The 13,346-nt window shown below is 34.4% G+C and carries 9 protein-coding genes; all 9 read right to left on the bottom strand.

Annotation, left to right across the window (positions count from 1 at the left end; genetic code table 11):
- Window positions 1-220: 220 nt before the first annotated feature.
- Window positions 221-1,324, bottom strand: coding sequence for a tetratricopeptide repeat protein (locus I6I93_RS07490; RefSeq protein ID WP_112890039.1), 1,104 nt, complete (start codon window positions 1,322-1,324; stop codon window positions 221-223).
- Window positions 1,325-1,403: 79 nt separating this feature from the next.
- Window positions 1,404-2,126, bottom strand: coding sequence for a peptidoglycan editing factor PgeF (gene pgeF, locus I6I93_RS07485; protein ID WP_070700186.1), 723 nt, complete (start codon window positions 2,124-2,126; stop codon window positions 1,404-1,406).
- A 9-nt stretch (window positions 2,127-2,135) separates the two neighbouring features.
- The gene (locus tag I6I93_RS07480) at window positions 2,136-2,969 is read right to left on the bottom strand and encodes an exodeoxyribonuclease III (protein ID WP_112890038.1); all 834 of its coding nucleotides are present in this window, start codon (window positions 2,967-2,969) and stop codon (window positions 2,136-2,138) included.
- 246 nt (window positions 2,970-3,215) lie between these two features.
- Window positions 3,216-3,989 (bottom strand): hypothetical protein, encoded by a 774-nt coding sequence (locus I6I93_RS07475; RefSeq protein ID WP_112890037.1) that lies wholly within the window; start codon window positions 3,987-3,989, stop codon window positions 3,216-3,218.
- A gap of 4 nt (window positions 3,990-3,993) precedes the next feature.
- On the bottom strand, window positions 3,994-5,703 hold the full coding sequence (argS, locus tag I6I93_RS07470; RefSeq protein ID WP_112890036.1) for an arginine--tRNA ligase: 1,710 nt from the start codon (window positions 5,701-5,703) through the stop codon (window positions 3,994-3,996).
- A gap of 9 nt (window positions 5,704-5,712) precedes the next feature.
- The gene (locus tag I6I93_RS07465) at window positions 5,713-8,088 is read right to left on the bottom strand and encodes an endonuclease MutS2 (RefSeq protein WP_112890035.1); all 2,376 of its coding nucleotides are present in this window, start codon (window positions 8,086-8,088) and stop codon (window positions 5,713-5,715) included.
- Window positions 8,081-10,420: a U32 family peptidase gene (locus I6I93_RS07460; protein ID WP_112890034.1), complete on the bottom strand. Its 2,340-nt coding sequence runs from the start codon at window positions 10,418-10,420 to the stop codon at window positions 8,081-8,083. The genes I6I93_RS07465 and I6I93_RS07460 overlap by 8 nt, the downstream gene beginning before the upstream one ends.
- Window positions 10,407-10,958: a cell division protein ZapA gene (zapA, locus tag I6I93_RS07455; RefSeq protein WP_112890033.1), complete on the bottom strand. Its 552-nt coding sequence runs from the start codon at window positions 10,956-10,958 to the stop codon at window positions 10,407-10,409. The genes I6I93_RS07460 and zapA overlap by 14 nt, the downstream gene beginning before the upstream one ends.
- Before the next feature lie 10 nt (window positions 10,959-10,968).
- Complete coding sequence (pheT, locus tag I6I93_RS07450) at window positions 10,969-13,344, bottom strand: phenylalanine--tRNA ligase subunit beta (protein WP_112890032.1); 2,376 nt, start codon at window positions 13,342-13,344, stop codon at window positions 10,969-10,971.
- Window positions 13,345-13,346: the final 2 nt, after the last annotated feature.

Below are 13,346 nucleotides of genomic sequence, written 5' to 3'. Positions count from 1 at the left end.
TCAAGTATTTTTTACAATTTATTTAAATTGTTTTTACTTGAAACTCGGTAATATTTTTTGCTGTCTTAAGTGACAACTTCTATATATTATCATCTGAGAAGTTATCTGTCAACTGTTTTTTTTATTTTTTTAAATCTTTTTTTGTCTTTAAAAAAAATATAACAGCTATCTTTTTCGACAACTGTTATATAATACTCTTTTATTTTTATCCTGTCAATAATTATTTTAAATTTTTAATAAAGTTTTCTAACTCTTCATTTGGACTAAGCTTATTAGCCTTCTCTAGATATTCTAATCCCTTTTCTCTTTCATTCATATTTAGGTAAATTATACCTATGTTATATGTCAAGGGATAAGAATCTTCTAATTCTTCTAAACCCAAATTTAATATATCAATTGCTTTTGTAAATTCTTGTCTTCCTGCATATATTGTTGTAAGGAGATTTATATTCTCTTCTGTAGTTTTCTTCTCAACAGAAAGTTTTGCATATTCTTCCGACTTATCAAAGTCTCCCATATTGTAATAGGAAATTGCATAAGTATAATAGAAGGATTCATCCATATTAAAGTCTTCGCTTACACTATCTAACAGATTAATAGCCTTATCGTATTCTCCATATGATAAATAGGTCTTAGCTGAATCGAAGTTTACCTTATCTCTTATTACTTCAATTTCTTTTCTAACTTGATCCTTTAACTCTTCATCTTTAGATATATTTATGAACTTTTCGAAGTACATGTTGGCCTTTATAAATTTGCCAAGGGCTAGGTTAATGTAAGCCAGCCTATAATAGGCCAAGGCATATCCCTCATCTAAGTTTAAGACTTGGTTGTATTTTTTAATTATTATATTTAATAATTTTTCACTCTTTTCATATTCTTCTTCATGAATTTTATTGTATAAGGCCTCTAAGATATTTGCTTCCTTAAAAATTATATCTGGATCTTCTCCCCCTACCTCTTCATATCCCTTTAAAAATATATAAGAATCAAGAGGATCTTCTTCTTGATTTAGAAAGGCCTTGTGCATGGCATAGTTCTTTAAATCTATATCTAATTTTTTTAAGATTTCTTTATATTTCTCGGAATATTTAAAGTCACTGTCAATTCCAAGTAAATAAATCATGGCCTCTACAATTTTTTCTAGGTTTATCTCTTCTTCTAATTCCTTTTCTTTGATTCCTTCTATAAGATAGTCCAACTTTATGGGCATGGAAAGACCCACTTGTAGGTTCACTTCTCCCAGATGGTAGTCTTCTTTTAAATCTATAAAAGCTAGATTTTTTAATTTTTTATTTATATCTTCTTTAAAAAGATTTTCCATTAAATCTCCCCTACTTATAATTTTATTTATGCTTCAATAATATTTAAAATACTAACAGATTAAAATTAGATTTTCAATTTTATCTCATCATGACTATCATGGAGTTTAAGCCGTAGGCTTTTCCTTCTCTCCTTGCAGAGTGCAAGTCTAGATTCTTGTAAGTTGACTCTTTACAAATATCTATGTTACATTCATTTATTCCTGACTCTAGTAATATTTCTTTATTAACTTCTGTCATAGAAAGGTGCCAAGTACCCTTAATTTTCTCGAAGAAATTGTCTCTATTTTTGAAATCCTTAAATTCTTCATAGACTTCTTCTCCAACTTCATAGTTTTCTATATCAATACTAGGGCCAATGTAGGCAATAATATCTTTTAGGTCTGACCCAAAGTCACTTTTCATTTTATCTAGGGCCTTGGCTGGGATTTTCTTTTTTGCTCCCCTCCAACCTGAATGTACTATAGAAAGAATTTCCTTCTTTTTGTCATAAAGAACTATTGGTGTGCAGTCGGCAAACTTTAGCAAGAGGGCAAGATTTTTCTTATCTGTCACAAGGCCATCTGTGTTGGGAAAGTTTCTTCCGTAGACAAAGTCCTTTCCATTTCCCCCATCACAATAGGCAATTTTATCAGTGTGGGTTTGGATGCAAGAATAAATCTCATCAGGTTCGATTTCCATCCTCTCTAGCATATCCTCTACATAATCTCTTACCTTGTCACCTTCCTTGGCATAAGAAAGAGAGTATTCCATTCCACTTATTAGGTTTATGATTCCATTTTCTTCTAAAAACTTTGATTTCATTTTATTTTCTCATTTTTCAAAATTAATTTCCAATAGAATTGGTGTGTGGTCTTGTCTTTCTCCTGAGTCAACCATATTTGATTCAGTGACATTGTCTTTTATCCTGTCACTAACTATAAAGTAGTCAATCCTCCAGCCAGAGTTGTTTATCTTAGAAGTCCTAACTCTTTGTGCCCACCAAGTGTAAACTCCTTCAACATCTCCGTGGATATGTCTAAAAGTATCAGTAAAGCCCATGGATAACAAATTTGTGAAACCTTGTCTTTCTTCATCAGTAAAGCCTGCTGACATCCTATTGCTCTCTGGGTTTGCAAGGTCGATTTCTTTGTGAGCCACGTTGAAGTCGCCTGTTGCAATGACAGGTTTTATTTCATCAAGACTTGATAAGTATTCGCCATACTTTTCATCCCAAATTTGTCTCAATGGAAGTCTTTTTAATTCACCACCTGCATTTGGTGTGTAAACTTGTGTAAGAAAGAAATCTTCAAATTCTAAAGTTATAATTCTTCCTTCAAAGTCCATTGTGTCTGGTGCATCAATTTTCGGGAAAATCACCTTAGGTTCAAGCCCCTTTTTATAAAAGGCCATATTGCCAGCATATCCCTTACGAGCTGGTTCCTCTGATGAAACAAAAACATAGTCATAATCACAGAACATATCTGCCATAATTTCCTTGTGTTTTTTGCTTGGACCATTCTTAGGAAGTTTTGTCTCTTGAATGGCAATTATATCTGGGTCTTCTTTTAAAATTGTTGCGAGCACTTCTCTCGACATCTTTGCCCTGTTTGAGTCACTCGTTAAGGCAGCGTTAATTGAATCTATATTCCACGAAATTATTTTCATTTTATTCCTCCAATTTTATTTTATACTTCATATCCTATCAAATAGAAATTTCTCATTCAATCTTAATTTGATTTTATTTATCAAGATTTGAATTTAACTTGATAATTTTTTATAACTTCATAGTTTTTTATTATTTCACAAAAATTTATTACTTCATAATTATTTATTACTTCACAAAAATTTATTAAATCGCAAAAATTTTCCGATAAAAAAAGACCTGACCTAAGTCAAGTCTTGATTTAAATTTTATAACTCGCCCATGTAGGCCCTCTTCCTTCTTGTTGATCCAACTAAAATCCTGTAGAGGTTACCCCTAAAGATTGCATAGACAGCAGTGATGATGCTGGCAAGCAAAATTTTAATGTTTTGTGGGTCAAGAGGATTCGTATATGATAAACCTGTCATAATTTCTTGACCAAGTGGAAGGTCCACAATTGAATTCGATACAATCATGAAAGCAAAATCGAATCCCAAGAGATGGAGTATGCCAAGATAAATCAAAAATGGTATAGTCCAAAGTAAGAAATTTTCCTTCATAAACTCCAGTGAGTGAGTGTAGGCTGAAGTGTAATACTCTCCCCTAATATAAATTGACTCAGCAATTGGGTTGAGGGCAAGGGTAATCACTGCCCCAACAAGAGTAGTAGCTCCCATCATGACACCTATACCTGGCATGAAAAACGAAATTATCATTAGGATAAAAAACACCGAATAAATTGATGCAAAGTAGGCCATAAAAGTCTTTGAAAAATTCCTAAAGCTAATTCTATTGTAATAAATCAAATCACTTAAAACAGAAAAATAACTCGAAAGGATCAAAGATGTCAAAAGTGGAATGATAAAACCAATTATAGGGGCGTAGCTTCTTGCAAGTAACCTTCCAATTAAAAGCATCCCCAGCATATAAACTACCCCATAAACGAAAGGAAAGATTAAAAAGTGTGGGGCCTTCTTTATTTTTAAAAGGGTATCCTTGCCTGCCTTCTTATAAACTAATTGTAAATCTTCAAAAAAGTTCATTAGATCACATCTTTTCAGGTGCTTTTATACCAAGCAAGTTAAGTCCACTTGCAATTACATTCTTAACTGCATAGCAAAGCATAAGTCTTGTGTTCTTTAATTTTTCATCTTCAACTAAGATTTGAGTTTGGTTGTAGAATTTGTTGAAGTTCTTTGCAAGTTCAACTGTGTATCTTGTGATGAAGTATGGTTCATATTTTTCACAAGCATCAACAACTACGTCAGTGAAGTTGTAAAGACTTCTAATAATATTTATTTCACTTTCTTCTGTAAGAAGGCTTGGGTCGATTTCATTGTTTATGTCAAAGTCACCCTTCTTTAATAAAGAGCAAATTCTTGCGTGAACATATTGTACGTAAGGTCCAGTTTCTCCTTCAAAGGAAAGAGTCTTGTCCCAATTAAAAGTGTAGTCCTTAATTCTTCCATTGAAAAGTTCTTGGAACTTAATTGCACCAATACCTACAGTTTGTGCAAGTTCTTCCTTGTTTTCAATTTTTTGACCTTGTTCTTCCTCTCTTGCATCTAAGATTTCACGAACCTTGTCTGTCGCCTTGTTAAGCACATCTTCAAGGTAAACTACCTTACCTCTTCTCGTTGAAAGAGTTCCATCTTCAAGAGAAACCATGCCGAAAGGAACGTGAACAATTTCATCGTACCAGTCATAGCCAGCCTTCTTTAAGGCAGACTTAAGTTGATTGAAGTGAAGACTTTGTTGACTTCCTACAACGTAAATATTTTTGTAAGGTTTGTAAGTTTCGTGTCTATATTTTGCAGCAGCTAAGTCTCTTGTTAGATAAATTGTTGTACCATCAGATTTTACAACAATTGCTGGTGGAAGGTCATACTCTTCAAGGTTAATAACTTCTGCACCTTGAGACTCTTCAAGTACATTTCTCTCTCTTAATTCTTCAATTAAGCCTGGCATCTTGTCAGAATAGAAAGATTCTCCATTGTAAGAATCGAAGTGGATGTCAAGCATATCGTAAACCCTGTTAAATTCCTTTAACGAAACTTCTTTAAACCATTGCCAGATTTCTACAGCTTCTGGATTTCCATTTTCAAGTTCCTTGAACCAATAACGACACTCATCCTTAACACTTTCGTCTTCTTCACAAACACCATTAACTTTTACATAAAGTTTTAGAAGTTCATTGATTGGATTCTTTTCAATTGCTTCCTTGCTGCCCCAAGTCTTGTAGGCATAGATAAGCATACCAAATTGAGTTCCATAGTCCCCAAGGTGGTTGATGGCAATTGTGTTAAAGCCCAAGAAATCGTAAATTCTCTTTAAAGAATCTCCAATTACAGTTGATCTAATGTGACCAATGTGGAAGGGCTTTGCAATATTTGTTGAAGAGTATTCCACAATTACATTTTTGTTATCTCCATAATTTGTCTTGCCAAAGTTTTCTTTTCTATCAGCAGCATCTCTTAAAATTTCTTCTACTAAGATAGACTTGTTAATGTAAAAGTTAAGGTAGGCATTTTTGTTTTCAACTTTTTCAAAATATTTTGAATCAATTTGTCCTGCCAGTTCTTCTGCAATCATAGCTGGATTTTTTCTGTAAATCTTTGCTAGACTAAAAACTGGGAAGGCAAAGTCACCAAGTTCATAGTTTGGTGGCACTTCTATCATCTTGTCAATCTCTTTGGCATCAAGGCCATCGATTTTTTCATCAAGTATTTTTATTATTTCTTCTCTAAAATTAATCATCTTGACTCCTTACTTTAGGATAACAACAGTTACACCGTCGCCACCCTCATTATATTCTGCATCTTTATAGGACTTTATAGTCTTAACACTTCTAAAATGTTCTCTTAATTTTTTTCTAAGGACACCTGTGCCCTTTCCATGAATTATTCTAACGGATTTTAGGCCAGAAAGATAGGCATCATCTAAATATTTATCAACAATATCTTTAGCATCTTCAAAATTCTTGCCCCTGATGTCAATTTCACTTTTAACATTTGTTGCCTTGTTCTGCAAAATGCTCCTAGTATTGTGCTTAGTTGTGTCTTCTTGGACATCAATCCTCGTTAGAGAATCCTTTGGCATATTCATCTTCATTATGCCCGATTGTACTAGAACATTTCCTTTTTTGTCTGGAAGCTCCAAGACTGTTGCAATATTTCCAAGAGATGTCCTCACCTTGTCGCCAATTTTTATTTCTCTTATTGGGTTTTTTGCCTTAGCTATTTCAAGTTCTGATTTATCTCTGGCATTTTTTATACTTTCACGCAAGAGGTCTTGGGCCTCTTGGATTTTTTTAGAATTTTCAGAACTTATATTGTCCCTAGCTTCATTTATTTCAGATAAAATTATATCAACATTTTCTTTTGTATTTAATAAAAGTCTCTTAGCTTCCTCACGAGATTTTTCTAGGATTTTTTCCTTTTGATCTTCTAATTTTTTAATTTTTGATTGAAGCCTCTTGTTTTCTTTTTCTAAATCAATCTTTTCTCTCTCAAGTTCTTCTTTATACTCGCGAATTTTTGTCCTGTCCTCGTCAATTGATTGGAGGACGTCTTCGAATTCAATATTTTCTGAACTCAAGAGTTTCTTTGCTTCTCCAATTATCTCATCAGGCAGTCCCAACCTCCTAGAAATTTCAAAGGCGTTGGACTTACCTGGGACCCCAATTAATAGTCTATAAGTTGGAGAAAGGCTATCCACATCAAATTCCATGCTGGCATTGGCAACTCCATCAGTTGTCAGTGCATAAACTTTTAATTGATTGTAGTGGGATGTGGAAATACACCTTATCTTTCTCTCAAGCATAAAGTCCATAATAGACCTTGCAAGGGCAGCACCCTCTGTTGGGTCTGTTCCTGCTCCAAGTTCGTCAAAAAGAACAAGAGAATTTGGACTTACATTTTTTAAGATGTAGACAATGTTAACCATGTGGGATGAAAAAGTTGAAAGAGACTGCTCAATAGATTGCTCATCTCCAATATCTGCAAAAACTTTTTCAAAAACTGCAATTTCTGATGCCTCATCAGCTGGTATCAAGAGACCAAATTGTGTCATAAGGGTCAATAGTCCCACAGTTTTTATACTTACAGTCTTACCACCAGTGTTGGGTCCTGTGACAATAAGTGAGGTGAAGTCTATTCCAAGATTTATGTCAATTGGAACTGCAATTTTCCTGTCTAAGAAAGGATGGTAGGCCTTGATTAAGTTTATCCTGCCTTCACGATTTAGTTTCGGCATGTTGGCATGATAATTTAAAGCCAATCTTGCCTTGGCAAAAATAAAATCAAGCTCAATTAACTTTTCTTGGTTTGATTTAATCTCTTCGCTAGTTTCCCCAACTAATTCTGAAAGTTCCCTAAGTATTTTTTCTATTTCTAAATTTTCTTTTATATATAATTCCTTTAAGTCGTTGTTGGCTTCCACAACTGCCATAGGTTCAATGTATGCTGTCTGTCCAGAACCAGAAATGTCATGAACAAGACCCTTAACCTTAGACTTGTTTTCAATTTTTACAGGAACAACATACCTTCCGTCACGCAAAGTGACAATGGCATCTTGCAAGAAATCAGCATGAGAAGATAAAATTCCATTTAACCTATTTTTTATGGAATCCTTCTTTGCAACAATTCCCCTCCTGATTCTTAAAAGTTCACGAGAAGCGTCGTCGGCAATTTCTTCTTCAGAAATAATTTTTGAATTTATCTCATCTTCTAATCTCTTGTCTGTGTAAAGATCTTCAATTAATTTGTCAATGTATTCTAATTTTACTTCTTCGTCTTTATTGTAAGAATCTTTTTTGAGATAAGTCTTTAGGCCACGAGAAACTCTTAAAAAATCAGAAACTTGTAAGAGGCTTCCTGCAGTTAGAGACCCACCAATTTCTGTTCGCTTAATAATTGATCTGATGTCAACAATTCCAAATAATTGTGGTTCTCCCTTGGCAATAATTAATTTTAAGGCTTCGTTAGTCTCATTAAGCCTATTTTTTACGACCTCATATTGGGTAGAAATTTCAACCTGGTCAATATATTCACTTGTGATACTTGCACTGGCAAGTTTTTTAAGTTCAACTAAGACGTTGTCAAATTCCAAGATCTTTGATGCTCTTTTCAAAGAATTATCCACTGACAATCCCCCTATTTATGTGTCCCTTAGTAACTTCTTTGTACTTATCTTCTAGTTTTTCTTTTAGTTTATAAAAATCTTCTTCCTTGTAGTCCTTGTATAGGTCAATGACTTGATTAGTAAATTCATCTGCCAATAAAAGAAGACTAATTTTATTTTCTTTTAATTTATTCACGTAACCGTCTAATAAAATTGGATATGAATTAAAAATTTCTGTAAAGGTATTTTGTCTTAGGACTTCAAAGTCCACTGACTTTTCATCTCTAAGAAGGTAATTTTTGAACTTACAGGTTGGGCAATTTCTCTCGTCCAGGCAATTTTTCTCAATGGAATAAGGACAGTGCTTCATAGTCATAACTGGGACTCTTCCATAGGAAATCACGTTGACCTCCATGTCTTCTCCCTTGATTATATTTTGAATTTGTCCACTGTTCATCTCTGGAGAAAGAGTAGCTGACTTAAAGCCCAGTTTCTTAAAGAAGTCCAGTGCATTCCAATTAAAAATATTAAGTCCAAGGTCTGCGTTAAGTTCAAGTCCATCGTCCTTAAAGATATAATATTCTGAAAGGTTATTTATCCAAAGGCCTTTAATGTTTTTATTTTTAAGAATGTAGGTCCTAAGCCTTTCAAGCTCATCATAAGAATAAAACTTGTCAAGATAAATTGAAACTTCCCTATTTCCATAAGATTTTTTGAACTTTTCCAAATCCTTGGCCCTGATAATAATTTCATCTATTTTATTTAAGTCTGTCCTTTTAAGATCTTCAAACTTATTGAAAAACACCTTAACAAGTGATTTCTCTCTTTTTAAATTATTTTTATGACCTTCTAATTTATTATCAACTTTGACTCTTTCAATGGATCCACTTAGAATTTTATCTTCTAATATCTTTAGGCCTTCTCTTCTAAGTTCATTAATAGCAGAAATTGGAAGAAAAGCATTGTCATCTAAGTCCAAGTTTATACCATCTAGCTCAAAAATACTGTCTCCAGTTTTTGAAATATTTTCAATAACTCTTTCCCTCTCAAGTCCGGTCTTCTTTGCTGGCTCAACTAATCTATCTAGGGTGTAAGTTCCCTCCAGGTCATCTGACTTGATATAAATTACTGGTTTTTCTCCAATTTTAATTTTTAAATCCACATGGACTTTTCTCTTGTAGTCATAGGAATCTATTTTTTCATCGATCTTTTCATAAAGTTTCTTTGAGTAAGTCCTATTAATTGTTGAATTTTCAAGAGGTCTCTTAAATAATTCAACTTGGTAAGTTTGTCCAGCCTTATAAAATTCTCTAGACTTCATGCCAAATCTTCCCTTGGAAGAATTAAATTCTAGTCCATCGCCTGGGTAAACATCTTGGTCAAAAATTATTTTCGCTGAGTTTCTTCCAACTTCAATTACCCTTCCTATTTCAATTCCCCTGTTATCAGGTCTATCGTAGGAAATAAAGTCTCGACCAAAGTCTCCGTTGAAGAGTCCCTTAGTAAAGCCCCTATTAAAAACTTGCAGAGTATCTTCTCTGTCCTCTTCTCTTAACTTTCCTTCAAGAGACTTTTTATAAGATGAAACCACGGTGTAGACATATTCCGGATTTTTCATCCTGCCTTCGATTTTAAGAGAATAGCCACCGGCTCTTATAATCTTTGCCACATCATCAAGGGTGTTTAGGTCCTTGGGAGAAAGATAGTAAAGTCTATTGGCTAGTTTTTTTCCATCAAAGTCAATAATTTCATAAGACCTCCTGCAGGCCTGGGCACATTCGCCACGATTACCTGACTTGCCACCAATCATTGATGACATAAGGCATTCTCCTGAATAAGAAACGCAAAGAGCCCCATGAATAAAGGTCTCAACATCTAAATCTAGTTCTTTAATCTTTTCTATTTCAAAAATAGGAGTTTCACGAGCAAGAACTACTCTAGAAAAACCCATCTCTTTTAAAAATTTTGCTCCGTAATAATTATTTACTGCCATTTGGGTAGATGCGTGAAGTTCAAAGTCTGGGAAGTCCTCCCTTATTTTTGCCGCAATCCCAATATCTTGTAATATTAGGGCGTCAACTCCAATATCGTAAAGCATCTTCACACTTTTCATTGCCCTCTTGACTTCGAAGTCTGCAATTAAAATGTTAAAGGTTACATAAATATCCACATCTCTTAGGTGAGCATAGTCTATTGCTTCTTCAAGTTCTTCCCTGTTAAAGTTCTTGGCCTTGGCCCTAGCAGAGAATTCATCATATCCCAAATAAATGGCATTAGCACCTGCTGACACAGCAGCCTTTAATGCTGCCATATCACCTGCAGGTGCTAACAATTCATATTTATTTCTCTTCATAAATATTTTCCAATTCTCTTGATAGGTCGATTATCCTTCTAGATGCGGAGTTGTTTTTTTCTTCAAGATTAGAGATACTTCCCTCAAGCTTTTTAATTTCTTCCTTAGATTCCATTAGGGCTTGATTTTTATCCATAAGTTCCCTATTCAGTTTTCTGTTTCTATCTTCTAAATCATTAGTCTTCTCTTGAAGGTCCCTAAAAGACTTATTGGCCTTCTTGTTTTCTTCCTCAAAAATAGAAAGCTGCTTTTTCAAATCTTTTATTTCTTCAATTTTTTCCATTATTTCCCTTTTATCATCGCTGGCACTTGCCAGATTATCCTTATCAGACTTCATCTTTTCAAAGTCATCTAGGACATTAAGGGCACAAAGGACAAGAGTTTGCACTTGATTTAACCTGTAATTAGTTCTCGCAGTTTCCTGAATCTTTTCATTGAGGTCAGCTGCAAGGTCCTTGATATACTTTTCGTTGTCATTACCCATGACATAAAATTTCATGCCATCGATAGTGACTTCGATTCTTTTCGCATAGGACATAATAGCCTCCTTAGGATCTTAGTTTAGCTTTAAATTCACTTTCAATTTCAGCAACTACTTTTTCACAAATTTCTGTAACTTCTCCTTCTTCAAGAGTCCTGTCTGCAGCCCTAAATACTAGGGAGAAGGCAACAGATTTCTTTCCTTCTTCTATATTTTCACCTTCGTAAATGTCGAATACCTTAAAGGATTCAAGAAGGTCTTTTCCATGTTTTTTCGCAACTTTTTCAAGGTCAACTGAGTCTACTTCCCTATCCATGATGAAGGCAAAGTCCCTCTTCATTGTTGGATATTTAGGAAGGTCCTTGTAAGTGTAGTTGTCAATTGTATTTTCTACGATTTTGTCAAAGTCTAGCTCTGCAACATAGGCCTTTTTCTTAAGTCCATAATTTTCTAAGACCCTTGGATGTACTTCTCCAAATACTCCAAGACTTTCACCATTTAATAGGAATTCTGCAGACCTACCTGGGTGCAAGAAGCTTGCTTCCTTTCTCCTAACTTCTAAGTTATTAATTCCCAAGAACCAAAGAATTTTTTCTATTGACTCTTTAAGATAGTAGAAGTCACCTAAGTCATAGAAGCCCATAGTCAATTTTAACCTTTCACTTGGCAGTTCATCTTCTGTTGGGAAGAAGGTATTTCCAATTTCAAATCCACCAACATTTTCGTTGCCCCTAACATAGTTTTTGGCAAGGGCATCAATCATTGAAGGAACAAGAGTTGTCCTCATAACTGAGTAATCTTCTCCCAGTGGATTTAGAATTTTTATAATATTTTTCTCATCTTCAGTGTAGTTTGCCTTTTCATAAGAAGACGGACTCACAAAGGAGTAAGTCATAAATTCAGAATATCCAAGACCCGTTAATAGATTTTTAATCCTGTCTTCAACATTTCTAAATCTTGGTTTTTTGCCAACCGTTAAAGTTCCCACAAGTTTTTTAGGCTCAATATTGTCGTAGCCATAAACTCTTGCAACTTCTTCAATTAGGTCTTCTTCTATGTCAAGGTCAAGCCTTACACTTGGGATTTTTGCTATAAGATAGACGTCTTTAATTTCAGTTTCAATTTCTAGTCTATTTAAAATATTAGCAACTTCTTCAATTGTGAAGTCAACTCCAATTAGGTCAACAACTTTTTGGTGTCTAAGTTTAATTTCCTTTTCTTCCTTGGAGAAGTTTCCAACGTCCTTAGAACCATCTACTACTTCAGCAATTCCCATTTCAGAAGCAAGTTGACAAACCCTATCTACAGCAGTCTTTGCAAGGTTAGGGTCAAGTCCCTTTTCAAATCTTGATGAAGCCTCACTTCTTAGGTTAAGTCTCCTTGAAGTCTTCCTAATATTTTCCTTGTTGAAGTTGGCTCCTTCTAATAAAACATTTACAGTTTTGTCAGTAACTTCAGAATCAAGTCCTCCCATAACTCCTGCAAGACCAATAATTTCTTGGCCATCAGTAATTAAAATATCAGAGGACTCTAACTTTCTTGTCTCGCCATCAAGAGTAACAGTTTCTTCCCCATCTTCTGCCATCCTAACCACAATCTTCTTTGAATGGAGACTGTTTAGGTCAAAGGCGTGAAGAGGTTGACCGTATTCAAGCATTACAAAGTTTGTTAAATCAACAATATTAGAAATTGGTCTAACTCCAGCTTGCATTAGATAGGCTTGTAGCCAAAGTGGAGAAGGTCCCATTTTTATATTTTTAAGTATTTTTGAATAATATCTTGTGCAGTTTTCTGTTTCTATTTCAATATCATCAAAGTAATCAGAAAAATCATCAACTTGATTTTCAATTTTTATTTCATTGTGCTTAGCCTTTAAATCAAAGGATGCAGCAGTTTCCACAGCCATTCCCATCATGCTTAGGCAATCAGGTCTATTTGGTGTAATCTCAAGTTCAAGAATTTCATTGTCCATGAAAAGAGCTTCCATGGCAGAGCCGCCAATTTCAGTTCCTTCAGGGAAGATAAAAATTCCGTTACGAGCTTCCTTAGGAATTACTGAATTTTCGTAACCCAATTCTTCTAGAGAGCAAAGCATACCATTGGATTCAACACCACGAAGCTTGCCCTTTTTAATTTTTTGTCCGCCAGCCACAGTAGAACCGTGAAGGGCAACAGGAACAATAGCTCCCTCAAAAACATTTTTAGCACCAGTAACTATTTGAAGGACCTCGTCACCAACATTTACAGAACAAATAACAAGCTTGTCTGCATCTGGGTGGTTTTCAATTTTTTCAATCCTTCCAACTACAATTTTATCTAAACCTTCAGATGGAATAATAATAGATTCAACGTGAGAACCAGAATTAGAAAGTCCATCTGCAAGTTTTTTTACATCAAAATCGAAATCAACATAATCTTTAAGCCATTTAATCGGTAATAACATCT

Origin of the sequence: Peptoniphilus harei, from assembly GCF_016726485.1 — a bacterium.
Classification (GTDB): domain Bacteria; phylum Bacillota; class Clostridia; order Tissierellales; family Peptoniphilaceae; genus Peptoniphilus_A; species Peptoniphilus_A harei.
Note: the sequence above shows the minus strand (reverse complement) of the source record. Positions and strands in the feature narration are given on the sequence as shown.